Genomic DNA, 24,768 nt, shown 5'->3' on the forward strand with positions numbered 1-24,768 from the left:
CTATACTTATAATGGTTCTACTTTTAAGCCGATCAATCGACGATGCCGGATATTAACTATAGAATTAGAGCACGTACTGACGCGCCGCAGCGAACAATCGATCCAGAACGAGATTAGTCGCAAATCGGACTGATTATCGAAATGGATGGAACGGGCGGTGCGCGGGGGACGGAAAATTTAGCCTGGGCGCCAGATGACGAAAAACCGCGCCGCCATTTGGGATGGCGACGCGGTCATTCCGGTCGAAATGCTCGAAGCCGGGGCGAATCACCCCACCGCTTTACGCCTTTTGCAGATGCCGCCGCCCGAGAAGCTCGGCGATCTGCACCGCGTTCAGCGCGGCGCCCTTGCGGAGATTGTCGCTGACGCACCACAGGTTGATGCCGTTCTCGACGGTCGGATCCTCCCGGACGCGACTGATGAAGGTCGCGAACTCGCCGACGCACTCGATCGGCGTGATGTAGCCGCCGTCCTCGCGCTTATCGACCAGCATGATGCCGGGTGCCTCGCGCAGGATGTTCTGCGCTTCCTCGGCCGAGATCTCGTTCTCGAACTCGATGTTGATCGCTTCCGAATGGCCGACGAACACCGGCACGCGCACGCAGGTCGCAGTGACCTTGATCTTGCGGTCGAGGATCTTCTTGGTCTCGACGACCATTTTCCACTCTTCCTTGGTCGACCCGTCGTCGAGGAAGCTGTCGATGTGCGGGATCACGTTGAAGGCGATCTGCTTGGTGAACTTCTTGGCCTCGGCCGGATCGCCGACGAAGATGTTGCGGCTCTGCTCGAACAGCTCGTCCATGCCGGACTTGCCCGCGCCGGAGACCGACTGGTAGGTCGAGACGACGACGCGCTTGATCACCGCCGCATCGTGCAGTGGCTTCAAGGCGACGACCATCTGCGCGGTCGAGCAGTTCGGGTTGGCGATGATGTTGCGGACCTTGTAGCCGTCGATCGCCTCGGGGTTCACCTCTGGCACGATCAGCGGCACGTCGGGGTCCATCCGGTAGAGCGACGAATTGTCGATCACCACGCAACCGGCGGCGGCGGCGATCGGCGCATAGACCGCGGTGCCCTCGGAGCCGATCGCGAACAGCGCCATGTCCCAGCCATTCCAGTCAAAATGCTCGATGTTCGTGCATTTGATCTGCTTGCCGGTGTCGCCGTAATCGACCATCAACCCCTGGCTGCGCGACGACGCGACGCAGGCGATCTCGTCGGCGGGAAACTCGCGCTCCGCCAGGATATTGAGCATCTCGCGCCCGACATTGCCGGTCGCGCCTGCGACCACCACCCGATAACCCATGTCATAACTCCGATTGGACTTGGCCGCGCAGTACCGACGTTGCGCGGGCAGGTCCAACGGCTTTCAACTTGTTGCGCGGATAGCGGGGGTTGGGGCCGGGACTGCCGTCGCCCTCCCCCCTTGTTCCCCCGCGAAGGCGGGGGCCCAGTCTGGACCCCCGCCTTCGCGGGGAAACATCCTTTTACTGCACCACCCCGGCGGAGGCCGGGGCCCAATTGGAAAGGTCGCAGTAACGAAGCGCTGCGCTCAGTTAGCGCCGTCCCCCAATTGGGCCCCGGCCTCCGCCGGGGTGGTGTATGGTATTTGGTAATGGCAGCGCCCCCTCAGTCGTGCGTCCGCGCCTGCCACGTCGCATGCTCGATCCGGTGGACCTTCGCCAAGTGATCCGTAATCGCATCCAGCTCCTCCGACGGCACGTTCGTCGCCACCAGGGTCACCGCAATCTCGACCCGGCCCTCGCCGCGCTCCGTCACGTCGCGCTCCGCCACCTGCAAGTGCATCGCCTCGAGATGCTTCACCACCAGGTCGCCGATCGGCCCGGCATCCGCCGCCGCCGCGGTCACCATCACGCTGTAGGTGGCCTCAATCGTCCGCCCCTCGGTCGGTATCCGGTTGATCCCGTCGACCAGCGGCCGGAGCGCGGTGTTCGCCAGCAGCACGACGAAGGTCAGCAACCCCGCCTCCGCGATCATGTCGCTGCCCGCGCAAGACCCCACCGCCGCCGAGCACCAGAGCGTCGCCGCGGTGTTCAGGCCGCGGACGTTCATCCCCTCCTTCATGATCACGCCCGCGCCGAGGAAGCCGATCCCCGACACGACATTGGCGATGATCCGGATTGACTCGACGTCCCCGCCCAGCCGCTGCCCGAGATCGACGAACGCCGCCGATCCGAGCGCGACCAGCGTGTTCGTCCGCAATCCCGCCGTCCGCTGGCGATATTGCCGCTCCGCCCCGATCAGCGTTCCGAACACGAACGCGGCGGCATAGCTCACCGCCGTGTCGAGGAACGGCCAGAGGTGAAACGTCTCGACGAACCGCACCGGCGTTTACTTTACCGGCGCCGACGCCCCCTCGGCGGGAACCGGCTTGTCCTTCACCGTCCGGTCAAGGAAGTTCAGGATCGTCCCCCAGACATGCTCGCTGATCCCCGGCCCCGACACGCGGTGCGTATAGCCGGGGTAGAACATCATCTCGAACGGCGTCGCCGTCGCCTGCATCCGTGCGGCCACCTTGGTCGAATTGTCCAGGAACACATTGTCGTCCGCCATGCCGTGGATCAGCAGCAGCGGATCGACGATCCTGTTCGCCTCCTCGACCGCCGCCGACGTGGAATAGCTCGCCGGATCCTTCGCCGGATCGCCCAGATACCGCTCGGTATAATGCGTGTCGTACAGCTGCCAGTCGGTCACCGGCGCGCCCGAGACCGCCGCCGCATACACGCCCGGCGTCTTCTCCAGCATCTTCAGCGACATGTATCCGCCATAGGACCAGCCATAGGTCGCGATCTTGCTCGGCTCGACGAACGGCAGCGACTTCAGATAGTTCGCGCCCGACAGCTGGTCCTCGACCTCGACCGTGCCCATCGCATGATAGATCTGGTCCTCGAACGCCTTGCCGCGATTGTACGAGCCGCGATTGTCGATCTTGAAATAGATCCAGCCGCGATCGACCAGATATTGCGGCAATCCGCCCTGCCAGCCGCGCGTGACCTGCTGGCCGGTGCCGGGCCCGCCATAATGTTCGAAGAACACCGGGTATTTCTTGCCGGGCTCCAGCGGCGGTGTGATCATCTCGTAATAGAGCGTCATGCCGTTCTTGGCCTTCAGCGTCCCGAACTTGGTCTCCTGATGGCTCTGCAGATACGGGTAATAGGGATGCCCCTCGACCACCGCATTCTCGTTGATCCACGACAGCCGCTTGCCCGTCGCGTCCGCCAGATAGACCTGCGTCGGCTGTTTGGGGTTCGAGCGCGAGATGATGAACCGGCTCGCGGCCGCATCCATCGTCGCGCTGTTCCACCAGCCCGCCTCCGTCAGCTTGGTGATCACGTTCGGCTTGGCGACATCGACCGAATAGAGCTGCTGCTCGAGCACGTCGTCCTTGTTGCCGAGGAAGAACAGCCGTCCCTTGGCTTCATCGACCCCCACCAGATCGGTGACGACCCAGTCGCCCTTGGTCATCTGCGTCCACTTGCCCGACGCGAACCGGTAGAGATGCCCATAGCCGCTGCGCTCGGACCGCCAGATCATGCTGCCGTCCTTGAGCACGTGGTACGCATCGGACAGATTGAGCCAGCTCTTTACGCCCGATTTTTCGGTAAACAGGACTGTGGACTTGCCCGTCGCCGGATCGACGCGGAGCATCTCCAGCAGTTTCTGGTCGCGGCTCTGGCGCTGGACGAGGAGCATCCGGCCGTCCGGCGTCCAGTCGACGCGCGCGAGATAGATGTCGGGGTTGGTGCCGAGGTCGACCTTCACCTGCCCCGAGCCGTCGGGCTTCATGATATAGAGATCGACGAGCACGTTGGGCGTGCCGGCCGCCGGATAGCGCTGCTCGTACACCTTGGTCCCGGTCGCGCCGATCGACGCGCGCGTCGCGGTGTGGACGGGCGCCTCGTCGAACCGCTCGACCGCGACGTAGCGCTCGTCGGGCGACCACCAGTATCCGGTGCGGCGATCCATTTCCTCCTGCGCGACGAACTCCGCCTCGCCGAAATGCACGGTGCCGCCGCCGCCTGTCGTGACGGCGCGGGCGGCGCCACCCCCCAGTGGCTGGACGAAGACGTTCTGGTCGCGCACGAACGAGACGAAGCCACCCTTGGGGCTGACCACCGGGTTCAGTTCGCCGCCCGGCGTGTTGGTCAGCCGCGTCACCTTGCCGTCGAGGCTTGCCAGATACAGGTCGCCGTCGAGCGGCACGAGGATCGACTTGCCGTCGGGAGCCCAATCGTACGCGACGATGCCCTTCTGTCCGCCGATCCGCGCGCGCTCGCGCTGCATCTTCTCGGCTTCGGTCAGTTCGGCGCCGCTGCCGACCTTCTTCGAATCGACCAGCATGCGTGCCTGGCCGGTTGCGGTGTCGACCGCCCAGAGATCGAAACGCTCCTTCTCGTCGTCGCGGTTGCGCAAGCTCGTCAGCAGCGTGCCGTCCGGGGACAGCCGTACAGCGCGGGGCTGCGATCCCGACAGGTCCGGATTGCCGAACACGCGGGCCATCGTCAGGTCGCCGGGCTTGGCGGCCTCGACCGGCCTCACCGGGTCGGGCGCGGGCGTTGCTGCCACAGGACCGGGGGCGGGCGTCACCTGATCAGCAGCCATCGCGGCAGTTCCGACCGAAGCAAGCGCAAGCCCGAGCAACCATGTTCGCATCCTGTAGACTCCGTGGGATCACTCCGCCGGATAAAACCGCCGGCCCGAAGATGTTCGGTGGCGCGTTATCGCGACGGCATGCGACGACGTAAAGGGCGCATCGCAGCGCAAACCTTAACTTGGCTTGTCCCCGATCCGCGACCACCAGCGAATTACCCTGCCGTAAACCTCGTCTTTACGCGGTTCGTTTAAAGAGAAGGGCGAGAACATTTCCGTGGCGACCCTTCCACGGTGCAGCACATCTGGAGCATGATTATTTCGACCGTGGCACCCGAGGGCAATGGCCCAGTTGGCGAGCGCAGCGCCTGGCAGGCGCTCGTCCGGCTGGCCGAGGCCGACGGCAGCGCGGCACATCCCCATTATCGCCGCCTGATCGCTGGTGGCCAGCCACCGCGCAACCTGTCCGACGCGGTGCACGCGCTGTGTTCGGTACACGGCGACCATCCCGGCATGGTCGCCGATGTTTTGGCGCATGCGGCCCAGCCCGAAGCACAGGACTGGCTCGGCGCCGCTGCCAGCGGGTTCGTCGACGAACGGACCTATCTCGCGCTGCTCACCGCCGCTGTCGGCCCGCTGCCCTCGACACCCGGCCAGGCGGAAACCGAATCGGCGCTGGTCGGCGAACGCCACGCACTTGAAATGCTCGCACGATCCGACCGACGCGGCTGCGCGACCGGCGCGGTTGCGGCGCTGTTGCTCGATTGGGGTGCGATCCGGTTGATGCTCGGTGTCGCAGCAGAGCGGTTCGCCCTTGCCGTACCCGCACCGAACTTCCCATCGGACACCGAAATCGAGGCGCTGATAGCGGCGCTCGGCACTTCCCCGGCCACGCAGCGCGCCATCCTGTTCGGCGCGCAACAGCTGTTCGCGCAGCACCGCGGCCTGTGGTCGCTGCTCGAAGCCCGTGCGAGTGCCCGCGGCGACCTGTAACCTGCTTGCGCCAACCCGCGAACACCCTCTATCCATACCCGGTATTCAGAACCGGACGGGATATCGCATGAAGCGCTTCGAGGGCACCCAGAGCTACGTCGCGACCGACGATCTGAAGGTCGCGGTCAACGCCGCGGTCACGCTGCGCCGTCCGCTGCTGATCAAGGGCGAACCCGGCACCGGCAAGACCGTGCTCGCCTACGAGATCGCGAAAGCGCTCGGCGCGCCGCTGATCGAGTGGAACATCAAGTCGACCACCAAGGCGCAGCAGGGCCTCTACGAGTACGACGCAGTTGCCCGCCTCCGCGACGGCCAGCTCGGCGACGAACGCGTCCACGACATCGGCAACTATATCCGCAAGGGCAAGCTCTGGGAGGCGTTCACGCAACCCGCCCCGCCCGTCCTGCTGATCGACGAGATCGACAAGGCCGATATCGAGTTTCCCAACGACCTGTTGCAGGAACTCGATCGGATGGAATTCCACGTCTACGAGACCAAGGAAACCGTCCGCGCGGTCGAGCGCCCGATCGTCATCATCACCAGCAACAACGAGAAGGAACTGCCCGACGCGTTCCTCCGCCGCTGTTTCTTCCACTATATCAAGTTCCCCGATCGCGGGACGATGCAGGCGATCGTCGACGTCCACTTCCCCGGCATCCAGAAGATCCTCGTCAGCAAGGCAATGGACCTGTTCTACGACGTCCGCGACGTGCCTGGCCTGAAGAAGAAGCCGAGCACCTCCGAGCTGCTCGACTGGTTGAAGCTGCTGCTGCACGAGGACATGCCGCTCGAGGTGCTCCAGAACCGCGACCCGACCAAGGCGATCCCGCCGCTGCACGGCGCGCTGCTGAAGAACGAACAGGACGTGATGCTGTTCGAGCGCCTCGCGTTCATGGCGAAGCGGCAGAAGAACCAGGGGTAAGGACGCCCTTAACCATCGCACGGCATAGCGTCCGGGATGCTGGACACGTTGCCGCTCTCGCCGAAAACCCGCGCCCGGCAGGCCTCGGCGCTCGCCGTGATCGTCCTGTTGGGGTTCGGCCTGCGGATCTGGGGGGCGCGCGGCGGGCTGTGGGTGGACGAAGCGTGGTCCGCACAGTTCGTCGCGGAGACGGGGTCCGTCTGGGGAATATTCTGGCGGATCAACCACGACAACAACCACTATCTCAATAGTTTGTGGATCCTGCTGGTCGGTCCCCATGCGCCGCCCCTGCTGATCCGCACCCTCTCGATCGTAACCGGCACGGCGTCGATCGCGGTTGCCGCCGCAATCGGCTGGCGGCGCAGCGTGGCGACCGGGCTCATCGCAGCGACGCTCTTTGCGGTATCGCCGATCCTCGTCGCGTACGGGGCGGAAGCGCGTGGCTATGGCCCGATGCTCCTTGCGCTGCTCCTGTCGATTCTCGCAATCGATCGATGGCTCGACCGTGGCGAGGAACCGCCCCCCGCCTGGACGCTTGCCGCGCTGACCCTCGCGGGGATGCTCGCACAATTCACCTACGTCTTCGCGCTCGCCGCATTCGCCGGCTGGATCGTCATGGCCCGGGGCCGCCACGCTTCGATCGACGCCGCGGTTGCTACCGCGGCCCGCACGCTGGGGCCCTCGCTCGCCGTCCTTGCTCTCGTCGTCGCGTTCGTCATGGCCGCGGCGTCCGCCAGCATCACGGGCTTTCAAGCGGGCGGCTATCCGGACTTTGCACCAGCCGCGTTCGCCGACGTCCTTGCGGAAACCATCGCCTACACACTGGGCCTCGCGTGGCCCACCACGGCGGCGACGATCGTCACCACCCTGGTCGCGATCCTGGCGATGGCGCTGCGATCGCCCCCCGACCGGCGCGCCTTCTATCTGTTCGCGACGATCGCCTTCCCGCTTGTCCTTGGCATCGCGCTTTGGCGGATCGGCAATGCAGGCTTCGCACGCTATTATCTGGTCGCGGTCGTCGGGCTGCTGCTGCTGCTGGCAGACACCGCGGGCGCCGCGATCCGGCGGGGCGGTTGGCACAAGGTCGCGGCAATCGTCCTGGCCTTGGTCGTGGTTGGCGCAAGCCTCTACCGCGATGCCACGCTGGCGACGGCGGCGCGGGGTGATCCCGGTCTGGCGATCGCCGAAATGCGCACACGCCTCCCCCGCAGCGCGAGCGTCGTCGTCGATTCGATCCGCCCAGTCCCGGTTCTCGACATCGCAGCCCGCAGCACGGGATATCCGCTAACGATCCGCCAAGATTGCACCGACCCCACCGCGCCCGCCGCCTTCGCGTTCGTCGATCTCGACCCGAAAACACGCCCCGCCGCTGCCCTCGCGCGCTGCGCGAGCCGGTACGACTTCGTCCGCGCCGGTCGCCACCTTGCCTTGTCCGGCCTGGACTGGGCGCTCTACGCGCGCGCCGACCTGCCCGAAAAACGTGGCAGGCGCCTGCGTTAACCATAGGACGAAACCTGCCAGTCACCGTCCGTTTCGTATCCGGGAAGCATGAAGCGAATCCCCCGAGCGCTCCTCACTTTGGCTCTTGCCGCCGCTACGACGACCGGTGCCCAGGCCCGTTCACTGCTCGATTATGTCGGCCAGTGCGTACCGTTCGCGCGCGCCGCGTCGGGGATCCAGATCTACGGTGACGCCTGGACGTGGTGGGGGCAGGCGGACGGCAAGTACGAACGCACGCACAAGCCCAAGGAAGGCGCGGTGATCGTCTTCGCCAAGACGACCCGCCTGCCGATGGGGCATGTCGCGGTGGTCAGCCGGGTGGTCGAGAAGCGCGTCGTGATGCTGACGCATGCCAACTGGTCGCGCCAGAACGGCGAGCGTGGTCACGCCGAGCAGGACGTCACGCTGTTCGACGTGTCGCCGCGGAACGACTGGAGCGACGTGAAGGTCTGGTACAAGGACGTCGACGGGCTCGGCGGCGGGGTCTATCCGGTCTACGGCTTTATCTACGGCAAAGCGCATGCCGCGCCCGAACTCACCAGCCGCAACCCCGATTATGTCGGTGCGCTGATCGACGCCTACGTGCCGGTAAGCGGCGGCCCGATCGCGCGCTGACCCGTTATGCGCTGACCCGTCGGCGGGGATTGCCGCCACCCGCCAAACCGTGCCACCACCGTCTGCGAAAAGACGGTGAGGATGACGATGCGGTTCAAGGCTTTCACGACGATCACGCTGGCCTTGCTCGCGACCTCGGCCCCCTCCGCGATCGGGGCGCAAAAGGAAAAGGCCCCGCCCCCCGGCGGCGATATCCCCGCGAAGTTCGTCCCCGCCAACGCAAGCTTCGATTTCGAGCGCCGAGAGGTCGATATCCCGATGCGCGACGGCGTGACGCTCCACGCGGTCATCGTCCAGCGCAAGGGCCTCACCGACGCGCCGATCCTGCTCCAGCGCACGCCCTACAACGCCGAGAGCGTCGCCAGCCGCTCGTCGAGTTCCAGCGGCGCGATGACGCTGCGCGCGTCCGATTCGATGGTCTTCGACGCCGGCTATATCCGCGTGTTCGAGGACGTCCGCGGCAAGAACGGCTCGAACGGCGCCTATATCAACGAACGCCCGCTGATCGGCCCGCTCAACACAACCAAGGTCGACCACTCGACCGACGCCTACGACACGATCGACTGGCTGGTGAAGAACCTCAAGAACAGCAACGGCCGCGTCGGCATCATCGGCGGCAGCTATGACGGCATGATGGCGGCGATGGCGCTGGTGAACCCGCACCCCGCGCTGAAGGCCGCGGTGCCGATGAACCCGGTGATCAACACTTGGAAGGGCGACGACGACTTCCACGGCGGCGCCTTCCGCCAGATCGGCTACGACTATTATTACAGCCAGGACGCCGCCAAGGGTGAAGCCGGCGACCTGTGGCGCGACGCGTATGACGATTACGACACCTTCCTGCGCGCCGGGTCGGCCAGCGCATTCGTGAAGAGCCGCGGTCTGGAGCAGCTCCCCTTCGTCCGCCGCCTCCACGATCACCCGGCGTACGACGCGTTCTGGCAGGGCCAGGCGCTCGAGACGATCCTGCCCAAGCAGAAGCAGACCGTGCAGACGCTCTGGGTCGCCAGCCAATGGGATCAGGAGGATATCTACGGCGCGGTCGCGGCCTATGAGGCGGTGTCGAAGGTCGATCCCGACCACGTCAACCACCTCGCGCTCGGTCCCTGGGCACATGGCGGCGCGAACGGCGACGGCTCGACGCTGGGCGCGATCCGCTTCGATGCCGACACCGCGCTCTGGTTCCGCAAGAACGTCCTGCTGCCGTTCCTCGACGGCGCGCTGAAGACCGGCGGTACGCCCGCGCCGCTCGCCCCGGTTACCGCGTTCCAGACCGGCGCGAACCAGTGGCAGACGCTCGCCGGCTGGCCGAACTCCACGGACACGCAGAAGCTTTATTTCCAGCCCGCCAGCGGCCTCGCGGCCACCGCGCCCACGACGGACGGCCATGACGACTATATCTCTGACCCCGCCAAGCCGATCCCGTACCGCCTCCGCCCGATCCGCCCGACCTACGCGACCGGCTCGACCTGGCGGCAATGGCTGGTCGACGACCAGCGTCCGTTCTCCGATCGCACCGACGTCCTGACCTACCAGACACCGCCGCTGACCAGCCCGGTCGCGATCGCCGGCTCCCCCGTCGCGGACCTGATCGCCAGCACCACCGGCACCGACGGCGATTTCGTGGTGAAGCTGATCGACGTCTACCCCGCCGAATATTCCGACAAGCCCGAGATGGGTGGCTACCAGCTCGCCGTCTCGATGGACATTCTGCGCGGCCGCTACCGTGACAGCTTCGAGACGCCGACCCCGATCGTCGCCGGCCAGCCGACGCATTTCCGCGTGGTCCTGCCCAACGCCAACCACGTCTTCCTCCCCGGCCACCGCATCATGGTGCAGGTCCAGTCCAGCTGGTTCCCGCTCTACGACCGCAACCCGCAGACCTATGTCCCCAACATCTTCGACGCGAAGCCCGCCGACTATCGCAAGGCGACCATCAGCGTCTTCCACTCGGCCGCCCAGCCCAGCGCGATCGAACTGCCGATCGCCGCGGCCAAGTGAGGACGTAACCCCATGTTCCTGAACTTCCTCGACGAGCTCCGCAGCGCCGGAATTCCTGCCAGCCTCAAGGAGCACCTCATCCTGCTGGAGGCGCTCGACGCCGAGGTGATCGAGCGGACGCCGGAGGATTTCTACTATCTCTCCCGCGCGGTGTACGTGAAGGACGAGGGGCTGCTCGACAAGTTCGACCAGGTCTTCGCCAAGGTCTTTCGCGGCCTCGCCACGGGCACCGGTTCAGGAGAGATACCCGAGGATTGGCTCAAGGCGGTCGCCGAGAAATTCCTTAGCCCCGAGGAGATGGCGGCGATCAAGTCGCTCGGCTCGTGGGACGAGATCATGGATACGCTCAAGAAACGTCTCGAGGAGCAGAAGGAACGCCACCAGGGCGGCAACAAATGGGTCGGCACCGGCGGCACCAGCCCCTACGGCAATGGCGGCTACAACCCCGAAGGCGTCCGCATCGGCGGCGAAAGCACGCACAAGCGCGCGCTGAAGGTCTGGGACCAGCGCGAATTCCGCAATCTCGACAACACCAAGGAACTCGGCACCCGCAACATCAAGATCGCGCTGCGCCGCCTCCGCCGTTTCGCGCGCGAGGGCGCGGCGGACGAACTCGACATCGACGGCACGATCTCGGGCACCGCACGGCAGGGCTATCTCGACATCGTCATGCGCGCCGAACGCCGCAATGCGGTCAAGCTGCTGCTGTTCCTCGACGTCGGCGGGTCGATGGATCCGTTCGTGAAACTGTGCGAGGAACTGTTCTCCGCCGCGACCACCGAGTTCAAGAATCTCGAATTCTTCTACTTCCACAATTGCCCGTACGAGGGCGTGTGGAAGGACAATACACGCCGCTTCGCCGAGCGCACGCCGCTGTGGGACGTGCTCCACAAGTTCGGCCATGACTATAAACTGATCTTCGTCGGTGACGCGTCGATGAGCCCGTACGAGATCACGCATCCCGGCGGCTCGGTGGAGCATTTCAACGAGGAGCCGGGCGCGGTCTGGATGCAGCGCCTGACGAATACCTATCCGTCGGCGGCGTGGCTCAACCCGGTGCCCGAGGCGCAATGGGGCTATTCGCAATCGGTCCGGATCATCCGCGAGCTGATGACCGACCGGATGTACCCGCTGAGCCTTGCCGGGCTGGACGATGCGATGCGCGAGCTGACGCGGAAGCGATAGGCTAGCGACCGTAACGGAACCGTCATGGTTGCGATCGGTTTAACATCCATCATTCGCTGTCCAAGGAACGCTCTATGTCGTCCATCCCCAATTCCGCAATGCCCCACGCAAAAGTCCATCACGACGAGGACGATGCGCGCAAGACCGACGCGAAGACCACAACCAAGGCTGCGGGCGAGTGGGTCGATGAGGCAACGGATGCGGCCAAGGCCAAGTTCGCGACCGCTACCGACGCGGTAAAGGCACACCCGAAGACCGCGATCGCCGTCGGCGCCACGGTCATCGCCGGCATCGCCGCCGCCATCGCTGCGCCTGCTCTGCGCGCGAAGGACGACGACAAGAAGACGCCGGCGAAGAAGAAGTCTGCACCGAAGACGCCAGCGAAGCCCAAGGGTGGCAAGAGCGCCTAACGCGGTTTAGCGCGAAGGCTGGGGTTCGGGGTCAACCGGCAGCACGCCCGTGACCCTGGACTCTAGCGAACCACCTACCCCCCCGGCGAAGGCCGGGGCGGCATTGGGCTTAGAGGCATTTTCCCCAAAGCCATGTTCTCCCGCGAAGGCGGGAGCCCAGTCTGGGCTCCCGCCTTCGCGGGAGAACAAACTAGAAGATGCGGGCCGACCTAAGCCCGGTCCACCACCCCACCGACCATCGCCTCCGGCACGCCAGTCGTCCCCGGAAAGCTGATCGGCAGCCCCTTGAGCGTCCGAACCGCCATATAGGCGAACCCCTCGGCCTCCAGCGCATCGCCGTTCCACCCGAGCGCATCGGTAGGCTCGACCATCAGCCCGGTCCGCGCCGCGATCATCGCCAGCAGAGTCGGATTATGCCGACCACCCCCCGCGACCAGAAGTCGAACCGGCCGCGCCGGCAGATGCCGCAGCGCCTCCGCCACAGTCGCCGCCGTGAACGCGGTCAACGTCGCCGCCCCATCCGCCGCCGACAGTCCCCGCGCCGGCTGGATCGTAAAATCATTGCGATCGAGCGACTTGGGCGGTGGTGCATCGAAGAACGGGTGATCGAGCATCGCCGTCAGCACCGTCTCGTCGACCCGCCCCGACGCCGCCAGCGCACCGCCCGCGTCATAGCGCGCACCGGTTTCCGCCTCGACCCAACTATCGATCAACCCGTTCGCCGGCCCGGTATCGAACGCCACCAGCGCCTCAGCCCCGCCGGGAATGAAGGTGATGTTCCCCACCCCGCCAAGGTTCAGCACCGCGACCGGCCCCTCCAGCCCCGCCGCCAGCGCAGCATGATACACCGGCAGCAACGGCGCACCCTGTCCGCCCGCCGCCACATCCGCCGAACGAAAATCCGATACCGTCGTGATCCCCGTCGCGCGCGCGACCGCAGCGCCGTCGCCGATCTGCCACGTCCAGCGCCGATCCGGCCGATGCGCGATCGTCTGGCCGTGGAAGCCGATCACGTCGACCTCCGCCGCCGCGACGCCCGCATCCGCCAGCAATTTATGCACCGCGAACACATGAGTCCGCGTGACCAGGTCACCGGCCGCCATCACCGGCGGGCTCGCGCGCGGGCGTTCGAACGTCAGCGCCATCCGCGTCGCCTCGGCCAGTTCGGCGCGCGCCGCATCCGAATAGGGCTCACCGCGAAACGCGATCGGCCGCACGAACGCCTCGCCATCGGTCTCGATCAGCGCCGCGTCGATCCCGTCGAGCGACGTCCCCGACATCAGTCCAATGGCCAGCATTTTAGTTCCTTCCCGGGCACTCGGCCGGAGCCATGCCGGATCGCATTCCACCCGCCTAGAAAAAACCGAACTTTGCGCCTATGTGCGCGGGCTTCATGGCAACAACACTCCCCTCCCCGCCCAAGATCGGCATGGTCTCGCTCGGCTGTCCGAAGAACCTCGTCGATAGCGAGCGGATTCTCACGCAGCTGCGCGGCGACGGCTATCAGATGTCGCCGGATTATGCCGGCGCGGACATCGTGCTGGTCAACACCTGCGGCTTTCTCGATTCGGCGAAGGAGGAAAGCCTCGAGGCGATCGGCGAGGCGATCGCGGAGAATGGCCGCGTCATCGTCACCGGCTGCATGGGCAAGGAAGCCGACGCGATCCGCGAGCGCTTCCCGCAGGTCCTCGCGATCACCGGCGCGCACGAATATGAGCAGGTCGTCGGCGCGGTCCACGAAGCCGCCCCGATGCCGCCGTCCGCGTTCCTGAACCTGATCCCCGACGCCGGGCTGAAGCTGACGCCGCGCCACTACAGCTATCTGAAGATCTCGGAAGGCTGCAACCACCGCTGCTCGTTCTGCATCATCCCGAGCTTGCGCGGCGACCTCGTCAGCCGCCGCCCCGACGCGATCCTGCGCGAAGCCGAAAAGCTCGTCGAAGCGGGCACGAAGGAACTGCTGGTCATCAGCCAGGACACCTCGGCCTATGGCGTCGACCTGCGCCACGCCAGCTGGCCGGTGAAGACCGGCGGCCCGATGTCGCGCGGCGAATCGCGCGAGGTGCGCGCGCACATGACCGATCTGTCGCGTGAGCTCGGCAAGATCGCCCCCTGGGTGCGCCTGCATTACGTCTACCCCTATCCGCACGTCGATCACGTCATTCCGCTGATGGCGGAGGGTCTCGTGCTGCCGTATCTCGACATCCCGTTCCAGCATGCCGCGCCGTCGGTGCTGCGCCGGATGAAGCGCCCCGGCAACGATGCCAAGGTGCTCCAGCGCATCCACAAATGGCGTGAGATCGCGCCCGACATCACGATCCGCTCGACCTTCGTCGTCGGCTTCCCCGGCGAGACCGAGGAGGATTTCCAGTATCTGCTCGATTGGCTCGACGAAGCCCAGCTCGACCGAGTCGGCGCGTTCCGCTTCGAACCCGTCGAGGGCGCCGCAGCCAACGCGCTGCCCGATCATGTGCCCGAAGAGCTCAAGGAAGAGCGTTACGCCCGCATCATGGAAAAGACCGCGGCAATTTCGGCGGCCAAGCTGCAGGCTAAGATCGGTCGCACGCTCGACGTGATCATCGATGCGGTCGACGAGGAGGGCGCGACGGGCCGTTCGAAGGCCGATGCGCCCGAGATCGACGGCGAGGTCTTCCTGCGCGACGCCGGCCATCTGACGGTCGGCGATATCGTACCGGTCACGATCGAGGACGCCGACGACCACGATCTCTACGGTGTGCCGATCTAATCTCGCTTGCTGTTCTCCCGCGAAAGCGGGAGCCCAGGGTACCAAGCGATACCGCCTGTGTCCCTGGACTCCTGCGTTCGCAGGAGAACGCGGGTTCAGACGACGCTGCGTCCGGTGAACAGCTTCACCAGCACGACGATGACCGCGATCACCAGCAGGATATGGATGAGCCCGCCTGCGACATGGAAGGCGAACCCGGCCAGCCAAAGGATCAGCAGGATGACGGCGATGGTATACAGCATGGTTGAATCCCCTTGATAATTCAGGCTCCGGGCCCCGCAATGAAACGTCGCTGTGTTGATCCATGTTCCGTCAACATTTCTGCCATAGTCTAACCCCTTCAACCGCCACGCTATTAAAATCGCCACGTTGCGCGGACGTCCCGGTTCTGCTTCGTTGCGAGGATGTTGACCCGCCTTCTCGCCGTCGCGGCGCTCTCGTTGCCGATCCCGGCCATCGCACAATCGCTCACCCCCGCCGAGACTGCGCAGATCGACACGCTCGTCGCCGGCGCGCTCGGTGACACCGGCGTGCCCTCCGCCTCGATCGCGGTGGTGCGCGGCGGGCGGATCGTGTTCGCCAAGGCGTATGGCAAACCCTCCGAAACGATCGCGACGGCGGACCCGAAACTCCCCTACCAGATTGCCTCGATCTCCAAGCAGTTCACCGCCGCCGCGGTCCTGCTCCTCGAGGACGAGGGCAAGTTGAGCCTCGATGATACCGTGTCGAAATACATCCCCGGCATCACCGGCGGCGACCGCATCACGATCCGCCAGTTGCTCAGCCACACCTCGGGCCTGCAGGATTACTGGCCGCAGGATTACAGCTTCGCCGCGATGGCCAAGCCCGTCACGCCGCAGCAGATCGTCGATCGCTGGGCGAAGAAGCCGCTCGATTTCGCACCCGGCACGCAGTGGCAATATTCGAACACGGGCTATGTCGTCGCCGGGATGATCGTCGAGAAGGTATCCGGCCAACCGCTGCTCAGCTTCCTCCAGCAGCGCATCTTCAAGCCGCTCGATATCCGCGCGCTCGACCAGGACAAGGCGATCGGCAAGGCGTTCCCGCAAGGCTATGGCCGGTTCGCGCTCGGCCCCGTCCGCGCCGAGACGCCGAGCGCGCCCGGCTGGCTCTACGCCGCCGGCGAACTCTCGATGAGCGCGCAGGATCTCGCCAAATGGGACGTCGCGCGTCTCAATCGCACCACGCTCCCCGCCGACGACTGGGCCGCGCAGGAAACCCCCGTCAAGCTCGCCGACGGATCGAGCAACGGCTACGGCCTAGGCGTGTTCACCGGCAGCGCGGACGGCCGCCGCTATGTCGAGCATAGCGGCGAGGCGGTCGGCTTCCTGTCCGAAAACATCGTCTACCCCGACGACAAGGCCGCGATCGTCGTCCTCACCAACAGCTGGTTCAGCGATGCCGTCGGCCGCATTTCGAAAGGCGTCGCGAGGATCGTCCTGCCGCCCGCGACCGCCAGCGCCGAGGACACCGCAGCCCTCGCCCGCGCCCGCAGCGTCTACGACCAGCTCCGCACCGGCACGCTCGACCGCAAGGGCCTCACCGAAGACGCCAACTATTACTTCAAGCCCGTCGCGCTCGCCGACTACAAGTCGAGCCTCGGCGCGCTCGGTACACCCACCGCATTCGCACAAACCGGCAAGGCGCGCTTGCGCGGCGGCTTCGTCAACCGCACCTATCGCATAACCTATCCCGACCGCACGCTCTCGCTCAGCACCTATGCCGAGCCCGGCGCGACCGGCCGATACGAACAACTTTTGGTGGCACCCGCTTCATGACCGACTTCGCTTCGATGCTCCTGCCCGACCGCGGCCAGCCCGCGCGGACGATCCATGTCGTCCACCCCGACGCCTATGAAGGCTGGCTCGCCAAACAGGCGCAGCGCATCCGCACGACGGTCGCCGCGCACCGCCTGACCGGCAAGGCCGGGGACCGCGCGGTGCTGCCCGGCGACACCGCGGACGACTGGTCGATGCTGCTGGTCTGCAACGAGGCGCTGACCTCGCCGTGGCGGATCGCCTCGCTCGGCGCGTCATTGCCAGCCGGGACCTATCGTCTCGCGGAAGGCCCTGTCGGCGCCGCAGGGCTCGGCTGGATGCTCGCCCAGCATAGTTTCACCCGTTACGTGAAGCCCGACCCGGTCGGCGCCCGCGTACTCCTGACCGCCGACGCCGCGCATATCGACCAGACCGTGTGCCTCGCTGAAGCCACCGCGATGGTCCGCGATCTCGTCAACACCGGCGCGTCCGACATGGGCCCCGCCGACCTCGAGGCCGCCGCCGAGACGCTCGCCAAACGCCAAGGCGCGACCGTCACGGTCACGCGAGGCGATGCGCTCGCGACCGGCTACCCGATGATCCACGCGGTCGGCCAGGCCGCAAGCAAGGACCGCGCGCCCCGCCTGATCGAACTCGAATGGGGCGATCCGTCGCACCCGCGCATCGCACTGGTCGGCAAGGGTGTGACCTTCGACACCGGCGGGCTCGACATCAAGCCATCCGCCGGCATGCGGCTGATGAAGAAGGACATGGGCGGCGCCGCGCACGCGCTAGCACTCGCGAGCCTCGTAATGGCCGCGAAACTCCCGGTCCGCCTCCACCTGCTGATCCCCGCGGTCGAGAATGCGATCGCCAGCAACGCGTTCCGCCCCGGCGACGTGCTCGCGACGCGTAAAGGTCTGACGGTCGAGAACACCAACACCGATGCGGAGGGCCGCCTCGTCCTCGGCGATGCGCTGACCAAGGCGGGCGAGAGCAACCCCGCTCTGATCCTGGACTTCGCGACCCTCACCGGCGCTGCGCGTGTCGCGCTCGGTCCGGACCTGCCGCCGCTGTTCACCGACGACGAGACGCTCGCCGCGGACCTGCTCGCGGCCGGGATCGCGGAAGCCGACCAGATGTGGCGCTTGCCGCTGTGGAACGCCTATGACGAGATGCTGAAGTCGGACGTGGCCGACATGGTCAACGCGCCCGATGGCGGGTTCGCCGGCGCGGTGACGGCGGCGCTGTTCCTGCGCCGGTTCGTGCCGAAAAATACGGCCTGGGCACATCTCGATGTGTTCGCATGGCGCCCGTCGGCCAAGCCCGGGCGGCCCAAGGGTGGTGAAGCCTATGCCTTGAGGGCATCCTTGGCGATGTTGGCAAAGCGCTACCCTCGCCCCTGACCCGTCACCCCGGACGTGTTCCGGGATCCACCGTGCCACGAGATCTCAGTCCGCTGGTCGCGCGGCACGGTGGATGCCGGAACCAGCCCGGCATGACGGACGACATGTTACCCCGCAGCAAACTGCCCGAACGGCAGCATCTTGTCCGCTAGCGTTTTCGTCGCTTCCGTATCGCCCGCTCGGAGCGGCACGAGCACCGCGATCGCCGCGCGTCGCACGAAACCGTCGATAGCGGTCGGGGTCGGCGCCCTGCTGGCCGTCTCCAGCAGCGCCCGCCCGCGCGCATCCTTCGGGTCCAGTTCAAGCCGCAGCAAACCCGCCAGCCCCGCGAACATCGCACGGTTCCCGCCGAGCGCCACCGACCGGTCGAGCGCCTCGAACCCGGTCGACTTCTGCGCGCCGGCGACCGCACGCCCGACGAACCGCCCAAGCTTGGCGATCACCCCGACATGCCACGCGCCAAGCGCCGCCTGCGCCTCGGCATTGCGTGGAAAGCGCGCCACCAGCGCCTCATATTGTTTCCGCGCGGCGATCGCCTGCCCCCGATTGCCGAGTAGTTTCGCGCGATAGCCGTTCGCCATCGCCTGCATGATCGCGGCCTCCTGGTCGTTCGGCGACCGGCTCAGCGCCTGCCCCGCGCCCGCCGCCGCCTTGTCGATCCGTGCCAGCGCAACCCCACGATCGCGATCGACGAAGCCGGCCTGGGTCAGCAATTCGCGCGGCGTTTCCGCCCGCGCGGGGGCCGCGCATAGCACCGCACAGGCAGCGATCGAGGCACCTACGCATCCGGGAAACCATCTGGCCATATCAACCCTCGCACAAAAGCCGCGCCACGCCGACCAACGATCAGATCGCCCAATCGCCCCTTAAACCTAAGACCATAGGGTTTATCGCGACTTAACGCTGTTCGACCCAACCCTTCACAGCCTCGTCAAAGCGACGCCGCGGCCTCGATGATCGGCACGAACTTCTCCGCGGTCAGGCTCGCACCGCCGACCAGCGCGCCATCGACGTTCGGCGTCGCCAGGATCGCGGCCGCGTTCGCGCCGGTCACAGATCCACCATATAAGATCCGCACGCCCGCCGCGGCATCGCCGATCAGCATCCGCAGCTTCGCGCGCGCGATCGCGTGGATCGCCGCGATCTCGTCCAGCGTCGGCGTGCGCCCCGTCCCGATCGCCCAGCGCGGCTCGTACGCGAGCGTGAACCAGCTCCCGTCCGCATTGTCCGGCACCGACTTCTCGATCTGCGCCTGCACCACGCGCTCGGCACGGTCGGCGTCACGCTCGGCCTCGGTCTCGCCGCAGCACAGTATGACCTGCAAGCCCTGCCGCCGCGCCGCTGCCGCCTTTGCCCAGGCATCATGGCTCGTCTCATGCTGGTCCGAACGCCGCTCGGAATGGCCGACGATCGTGAACGACGCGCCGACCTCCTTGACCATCGCCGCCGACACGCAGCCGGTATGCGCACCCGACTCCGCCTCGTGCACGTCCTCCGCACCGATCGCGAGGCTCGGCACGCGCTCGGCTGCCGCCGCGATCAGCGTGAACGGCACCGCGACCGATACGTCGACGCCGGGTGCAGCACTCGCCGCCGCGGCAATCGCGTCGAGTTCGACGAGCATCGCCCGCGAACCGTTCATCTTCCAGTTTCCTGCTACCAGCTTGCGCCGCATCGCTATTCCCCCAAGCATTTTGCCTAGCGATAGCGCCACCCCCGGCGCGCACAACCCCCGCACGACGCGGGCTGGGCCCACCCGAGCCCGCACGACCTTGAAGCGCCCGACTTGAAGAGCCGCCCTCGCCCCCGTAAAGCAACCGCGTTCCCATCCCTGTCGATCGGCTGTCCATGCTCGCTTTCTTTCGTCGCCTTACCCATTCGAAGGTCGGCGTGGTCATCACCTTCATCGTGCTCGGTGTGATCGCACTCGCGTTTGCGGCCGGCGACATCACCGGGCTCAGCTCGATGACGGGCGGCGCAGGCATCACCGGCGGCGACGTCGCGAAGGTCGGCAAGGCCGAGGTCACCGAGAACGAACTCAAGACGCAGGTTCAGACCCAGCTCGAAGGTTTCCGCCAGGAACAGCCGACGCTCGACATGGCGACCTTCGTCAATCAGGGCGGGTTCGAAGGCACGCTCGACCGGATCATCTCCAGCATGGCGCTCGAGCAATTCGGCCGTGCACAGGGCATGGTCGTCAGCAAGCGCGCGGTCGACGGCCAGATCGCCAGCATCCCCGCCTTGCAGGGGCCGACCGGCAAGTTCGACGAGAATCTCTACCGCCAGGTGCTCGCCCAGCGCAAGCTGACCGACGCGCAGATCCGCAGCGACATCGTGCGCGACACTTACGCGCAGCAGCTCACCATCCCGAGCACCGGCGCAACCCAGGTCGCCAGCCAGCTCGCGCTGCCCTACGCGTCGCTGTTGCTCGAAAAGCGTACCGGCACGATCGGCTTCATCCCCGCCGCCGTGGTCCCCGCTGGCCCGACGCCGAGCGACGCCGACCTCGCCACCTTCTACAAGCGTAACGTCGCACGCTACACGGTGCCCGAGCGCCGCATCGTCCGCTACGCGGTCGTCACGCCCGATCAGGTCAAGGCGCAGGCCGTCCCGACCGACGCCGAGATCGCCCAGACCTATCAGCAGGATCGCGCGCGTTACGCAGCCACCGAAAAGCGGACCATCACGCAAGTCGTCGTCGCCGATCAGGCCGGTGCCAATGCGCTCGCCGCCAAGGTGAAGGCCGGCACCAGCCTCGCCGATGCCGCGCGTGCCGCCGGCCTCGAAGCCTCGACCCAGACCGGCGTCGAGAAGGCCGCCTATGCCGGCACGACGTCGGCACAGGTCGCCGACGCCGTGTTCGCCGCCGCTAGCGGCGCGGTGATTGGCCCGGTCCGTACGCAACTCGGCTGGACGGTCGCCAAGATCGACACGATCGAGAACGTCCCCGGTCGCACGCTCGATCAGGTGCGTGGCGAAATTGCCGCGACGCTCGCCACCCGGAAATCCGCCGAGGCGCTGTCCGCGATCCACGACAAGATCGACGATTCGCTGTCGGGCAACGCCACCTTCGACGAGGTGATCGCCGACCAGAAGATGAAGCCGGTCACCACGCCCGCGCTGATCGCGAACGGCGTCAACCCCGACGACGCGACCAGCAAGCCCGATCCGGCGATCGCGCCGCTCGTGGCCGCTGCGTTCCAGGCGGCGGAGGGCGATGGCCCGCAGCTCGTCCAGCTCGGCACCGATGGCGGGTTCGCCGTCGTTGCGCTCGGCCGCGTCGTTCCCGCAACGCCACGTCCGCTGGCACAGGTCCGCGACGCCGTGCTGCGCGACGTGACCGCCGAGCGAGCGCGTCAGGCGGCGCGGAAAGTTGCCGCCGATGTGCTCGCACGGATCAACAAGGGCATGCCGATCGCGCAGTCGCTGGCGCAGACCAAGCTGCAGATCCCGGCCCCGCGTCCGCTGACCGCCTCGCGCGCGCAGATCGCCGCCGATCCGCGCGGTGCGCCGCCCGCCCTCGCGCTGATGTTCAGCATGGCGCCGAACACCGCCAAGACGCTTGCTGCACCCGACGACAGTGGCTGGTTCGTCATCAAGCTCGACAGCATCGCCAGCGGCAACGCGGCCGGTAACGATGCGGCGATCAAGGCGGCGCGCGCCAATATCGGCCGCTCGGTCGGTCGCGAATATGTCGAACAGTTCGCCAAGGCGGTCCGTGCCGATGTCGGCGTGAAGACCGATTCGACCGCGCTCGCCCGCACCCGCGCCGACCTGCTCGGCCAGAGCGGCAACTGATCGTCGGATGACGCCACGTGAAGCCTTGGCCGAGGGGCGCCCCGCGCTCGTCTGGCGTCGTCAGGTCGCGGACACCGAGACACCGGTCGCCGCGGCATTGAAGCTCATCGAGCCGGGGCGTGGCGACTTCCTGCTCGAATCGGTCGAGGGCGGTGCGATCCGCGGCCGCCACAGCCTGATCGGGCTCGCCCCCGATTTGCTGTTCCGCGCGCAGGGCCATGCCGCCGAGATAAACCGGCACTGGGCGACCGACCGCGATGCGTTCGAGCCCTGCGCGCAGCCGACGCTCGACGCGCTGCGCACGCTGGTCGCCGAATGCCGGGCGGACGTTCCCGCCGAACTGCCGCGCGCGCTCGCCTGCCTCGTTGGCTATTTCGGCTATGAGACGATCGGACTGGTCGAGGATCTGCCGCAGCCGTCGGCCGACCCGCTCGGCCTGCCCGACATGATCTTCGTGCGGCCGACCGTCGTGCTGGTGTTCGATCGCCTGACCGACGCGCTGTACCTCGTCGCGCCCGCCTGGCCAGATCCGGCCCGCGAGGCCGAGGCGATCGTCACCGAGGCCGAAGACCGGCTCGACGCGATAGCGGCCAAGCTCGCCAGCACGCCCGTCCCCGCCCCGGTCCGCGCCGACGTCGCCGAGCCCGCCTATACGCCCGCGCTGCCCGAGGGCCGCTACGGCGAGATGGTCGCCACCGCGAAGGACTATATCCTCGCCGGCGATATCTTCCAGGTGGTGCTCGCCCAGCGCTTCAGCACGCCGTTCGCGCTGCCGCCGTTCGAGCTCTATCGCTCGCTGCGCCGGATTAACCCGTCGCCATTCCTCTACCACCTCGATTTGCCCGGCTTCGCGCTGATCGGTTCGAGCCCCGAAATTCTCGTCCGCGTTCGCGACGACGAGGTGACGATCCGGCCGATCGCCGGAACCCGGCCTCGCGGGAAGACCGCGGCCGAGGACGAATCGAACCGCGTCAGCCTGCTCGCCGACCCCAAGGAGCGCGCGGAGCACCTGATGCTGCTGGACCTTGGCCGCAACGATGTCGGCCGCGCCGCCTCACCCGGCAGCGTACGCGTGACCGACAGCTATGGCGTCGAGTTCTACAGCCACGTCATGCACATCGTCTCGAACGTTGTCGGCATGCTGTCCCCCGACAAGGACGCGCTCGACGCGCTGTTCGCCGGCTTCCCCGCCGGCACCGTTAGCGGCGCGCCGAAAGTCCGCGCCTGCCAGATCATCGCCGAACTGGAGCCCGAACGGCGCGGTGCCTATGCGGGCGGCGTCGGCTATTTCTCTCCCGACGGCTCGATGGACTCGTGCATCGTGCTCCGGACCGCGGTGGTGAAGGACGGCACGATCCACGTCCAGGCCGGTGCCGGCATCGTCGCCGACAGCATCCCCGAGTACGAACAACGCGAATGCGAAGCCAAGGCCGGCGCGATTCTGGCGGCGGCGCGGGAAGCGGTCAGCCGGGCCAGCGCTCCGGCCTTCGGTCAGTAACCCGCTACTAAAGAACACTGTTTCCCCGCGAAGGCGGGGACCCGGTCTGGGCTCCCGCCTTCGCGGGTGAACAAAGGCTTAGGGCGTGGTATTCGTCTCGCTGGCGGGCGCGCGACGCTCGGCCGCATAAGCCTGGTTACGCTGCATGAAGCAGCCCGACTGGCCGCCCGTCCCAACCGCCGAACACGTATCCGGCAACCCACCGGCAACCCGTCCGATCTGATCCATCGTCGCCGCACGGTTTACCCAGCTCTGGTTCTGGGCCGCCACCGGCTTGTCGTCGCGCAACGATTTCGGGATGCGATAGGGCTGGTCTAGCGTCGAACACACGACGATCTCGCCATCGCTCGACTTGGGGCATTTCTGGTCACCGGTCAGCGTGACGCTGCGAATGCGCTGGGGCGGGGTGTCGACCTGCGCATCTTGCGCATAAGCCATGCCGGGAAGTGCGATCAGTGCAGCGAGGACGACGGTACGTAACATCGGTGAGGCTCCTTTGAACGGATAACGTCCGTCACGCGGCATTGCTCCGCGCTGAATGATGCGCCGCCTGCGCGCTCGATATAGGGAGCGCCGCGGCAAACCACGACCACCCGGCGGCACAATTGCGACGATATACCGCACCCACTCCGGTTTGCGCCCCTGCTCGACGTGCTGCCATGTTGCACCGGGGCCCGCTTAGGCTATGGCGACGCCATGATCCTCGTCGTCGACAATTACGACAGCTTCACCTGGAACCTCGTCCATTACCTGATGGAACTGGGCGCCGAGGTGGAGGTCGTCCGCAACGATGCGATCTCCGCCGGACAGGCTCTGTCGTCCGGCGCGGACGCGTTCCTCATTTCCCCCGGGCCCTGCACGCCGACCGAGGCGGGCGTCAGCCTCGACCTCGTCGCCGCCTGCGCCGATGCCCGCAAGCCGTTGCTCGGCGTGTGCCTCGGCCACCAGGCGATCGGCCAGCATTTCGGCGGCAAGGTCGAGCGCGGTGGGCTGATGCACGGCAAGACCTCGCCCGTCCTGCACGACGACACCGGGCTCTACGCCGGCCTCCCCTCGCCGTTCACCGCGACGCGCTATCACTCGCTGATCGTCAACGCCGTCCCCGACACGCTGGTCGTCAATGCGACTGCGCAGGACGGCACGGTCATGGGCTTCCGCCACCAGACGCTGCCGATCCACGGCGTCCAGTTCCACCCCGAGAGCATCGCCACCGAACACGGCCACGCGATGCTGGCGAACTTCCTCAAGATGGCGGGTATCCCCGTAAAGCCCCGCGAAGGCCTTGAACTATGATCGCGACGGCCA

21 protein-coding genes are annotated in these 24,768 nt (G+C 66.7%); 13 read left to right on the top strand and 8 right to left on the bottom strand.

What is annotated here, in order from left to right:
- Positions 1–280 precede the first annotated feature (280 nt).
- The 3 genes from EQZ23_RS02230 to EQZ23_RS02240 form a co-directional block, all read right to left on the bottom strand.
- Positions 281–1,306: an aspartate-semialdehyde dehydrogenase gene (locus EQZ23_RS02230; RefSeq protein ID WP_128452838.1), complete on the bottom strand. Its 1,026-nt coding sequence runs from the start codon at positions 1,304–1,306 to the stop codon at positions 281–283.
- Between the two features lie 323 nt (positions 1,307–1,629).
- Entirely contained in the window at positions 1,630–2,346 is a 717-nt protein-coding gene (locus tag EQZ23_RS02235; protein ID WP_128452839.1) for an MgtC/SapB family protein, read from the bottom strand.
- 6 nt (positions 2,347–2,352) lie between these two features.
- Entirely contained in the window at positions 2,353–4,674 is a 2,322-nt protein-coding gene (locus EQZ23_RS02240; RefSeq protein WP_128452840.1) for a S9 family peptidase, read from the bottom strand.
- A 249-nt stretch (positions 4,675–4,923) separates the two neighbouring features.
- Here EQZ23_RS02240 and EQZ23_RS02245 point away from each other — a divergent pair, with 249 nt between their 5' ends.
- The 7 genes from EQZ23_RS02245 (at position 4,924) to EQZ23_RS02275 (ending at position 12,237) form a co-directional block, all read left to right on the top strand.
- Positions 4,924–5,604, top strand: a complete 681-nt coding sequence (locus tag EQZ23_RS02245; RefSeq protein ID WP_240663140.1) for a hypothetical protein — start codon at positions 4,924–4,926, stop codon at positions 5,602–5,604.
- Positions 5,605–5,671: 67 nt separating this feature from the next.
- On the top strand, positions 5,672–6,526 hold the full coding sequence (locus tag EQZ23_RS02250; protein ID WP_128452841.1) for a MoxR family ATPase: 855 nt from the start codon (positions 5,672–5,674) through the stop codon (positions 6,524–6,526).
- Between the two features lie 36 nt (positions 6,527–6,562).
- Positions 6,563–8,026 carry a hypothetical protein gene (locus tag EQZ23_RS02255; protein WP_128452842.1) on the top strand — a complete coding sequence of 488 codons (1,464 nt, stop codon included), beginning with the start codon at positions 6,563–6,565 and terminating at the stop codon, positions 8,024–8,026.
- Between the two features lie 48 nt (positions 8,027–8,074).
- Positions 8,075–8,641: a CHAP domain-containing protein gene (locus EQZ23_RS02260; protein ID WP_128452843.1), complete on the top strand. Its 567-nt coding sequence runs from the start codon at positions 8,075–8,077 to the stop codon at positions 8,639–8,641.
- A gap of 87 nt (positions 8,642–8,728) precedes the next feature.
- Positions 8,729–10,642 (top strand): CocE/NonD family hydrolase, encoded by a 1,914-nt coding sequence (locus tag EQZ23_RS02265; RefSeq protein ID WP_128452844.1) that lies wholly within the window; start codon positions 8,729–8,731, stop codon positions 10,640–10,642.
- 12 nt (positions 10,643–10,654) lie between these two features.
- A complete protein-coding gene (locus EQZ23_RS02270; RefSeq protein ID WP_128452845.1) occupies positions 10,655–11,827 on the top strand; it encodes a VWA domain-containing protein in 1,173 nt (390 codons plus the stop codon).
- A 98-nt stretch (positions 11,828–11,925) separates the two neighbouring features.
- A complete protein-coding gene (locus EQZ23_RS02275; RefSeq protein ID WP_128452846.1) occupies positions 11,926–12,237 on the top strand; it encodes a hypothetical protein in 312 nt (103 codons plus the stop codon).
- A 209-nt stretch (positions 12,238–12,446) separates the two neighbouring features.
- Here the strand turns inward: EQZ23_RS02275 and EQZ23_RS02280 are convergent, their stop codons facing one another.
- Positions 12,447–13,535, bottom strand: a complete 1,089-nt coding sequence (locus EQZ23_RS02280) for an anhydro-N-acetylmuramic acid kinase (protein WP_128452847.1) — start codon at positions 13,533–13,535, stop codon at positions 12,447–12,449.
- A 95-nt stretch (positions 13,536–13,630) separates the two neighbouring features.
- Between EQZ23_RS02280 and rimO the strand changes: the two genes are divergently transcribed.
- Positions 13,631–14,983, top strand: coding sequence for a 30S ribosomal protein S12 methylthiotransferase RimO (rimO, locus tag EQZ23_RS02285; protein ID WP_128452848.1), 1,353 nt, complete (start codon positions 13,631–13,633; stop codon positions 14,981–14,983).
- 95 nt (positions 14,984–15,078) lie between these two features.
- Here rimO and EQZ23_RS02290 read toward each other — a convergent pair whose 3' ends face one another.
- Positions 15,079–15,225 carry a lmo0937 family membrane protein gene (locus EQZ23_RS02290; RefSeq protein ID WP_128452849.1) on the bottom strand — a complete coding sequence of 49 codons (147 nt, stop codon included), beginning with the start codon at positions 15,223–15,225 and terminating at the stop codon, positions 15,079–15,081.
- Between the two features lie 162 nt (positions 15,226–15,387).
- Here EQZ23_RS02290 and EQZ23_RS02295 point away from each other — a divergent pair, with 162 nt between their 5' ends.
- Positions 15,388–16,782, top strand: a complete 1,395-nt coding sequence (locus tag EQZ23_RS02295; protein ID WP_128452850.1) for a serine hydrolase domain-containing protein — start codon at positions 15,388–15,390, stop codon at positions 16,780–16,782.
- On the top strand, positions 16,779–18,167 hold the full coding sequence (locus EQZ23_RS02300) for a leucyl aminopeptidase family protein (RefSeq protein WP_128452851.1): 1,389 nt from the start codon (positions 16,779–16,781) through the stop codon (positions 18,165–18,167). Before EQZ23_RS02295 ends, EQZ23_RS02300 begins: the two co-directional genes overlap by 4 nt.
- A gap of 107 nt (positions 18,168–18,274) precedes the next feature.
- Here EQZ23_RS02300 and EQZ23_RS02305 read toward each other — a convergent pair whose 3' ends face one another.
- Positions 18,275–18,922, bottom strand: a complete 648-nt coding sequence (locus EQZ23_RS02305) for a hypothetical protein (protein WP_240663142.1) — start codon at positions 18,920–18,922, stop codon at positions 18,275–18,277.
- A gap of 176 nt (positions 18,923–19,098) precedes the next feature.
- A complete protein-coding gene (gene tpiA, locus EQZ23_RS02310; RefSeq protein WP_128452853.1) occupies positions 19,099–19,842 on the bottom strand; it encodes a triose-phosphate isomerase in 744 nt (247 codons plus the stop codon).
- Between the two features lie 173 nt (positions 19,843–20,015).
- Between tpiA and EQZ23_RS02315 the strand changes: the two genes are divergently transcribed.
- Together EQZ23_RS02315 and trpE are read left to right on the top strand one after the other, a co-directional pair.
- On the top strand, positions 20,016–21,965 hold the full coding sequence (locus tag EQZ23_RS02315; RefSeq protein ID WP_128452854.1) for a peptidylprolyl isomerase: 1,950 nt from the start codon (positions 20,016–20,018) through the stop codon (positions 21,963–21,965).
- Positions 21,966–21,972: 7 nt separating this feature from the next.
- Positions 21,973–23,463: an anthranilate synthase component I gene (gene trpE / locus EQZ23_RS02320; RefSeq protein WP_128452855.1), complete on the top strand. Its 1,491-nt coding sequence runs from the start codon at positions 21,973–21,975 to the stop codon at positions 23,461–23,463.
- Positions 23,464–23,541: 78 nt separating this feature from the next.
- Here trpE and EQZ23_RS02325 read toward each other — a convergent pair whose 3' ends face one another.
- Positions 23,542–23,946: a hypothetical protein gene (locus EQZ23_RS02325; protein WP_128452856.1), complete on the bottom strand. Its 405-nt coding sequence runs from the start codon at positions 23,944–23,946 to the stop codon at positions 23,542–23,544.
- A gap of 213 nt (positions 23,947–24,159) precedes the next feature.
- Here EQZ23_RS02325 and EQZ23_RS02330 point away from each other — a divergent pair, with 213 nt between their 5' ends.
- Positions 24,160–24,756 carry an aminodeoxychorismate/anthranilate synthase component II gene (locus EQZ23_RS02330; RefSeq protein ID WP_128452857.1) on the top strand — a complete coding sequence of 199 codons (597 nt, stop codon included), beginning with the start codon at positions 24,160–24,162 and terminating at the stop codon, positions 24,754–24,756.
- The last annotated feature ends 12 nt before the right edge of the window (positions 24,757–24,768 follow it).

The sequence above is a fragment of the Sphingomonas sp. UV9 genome (assembly GCF_004101245.1).
Lineage (GTDB): Bacteria > Pseudomonadota > Alphaproteobacteria > Sphingomonadales > Sphingomonadaceae > Sphingomonas.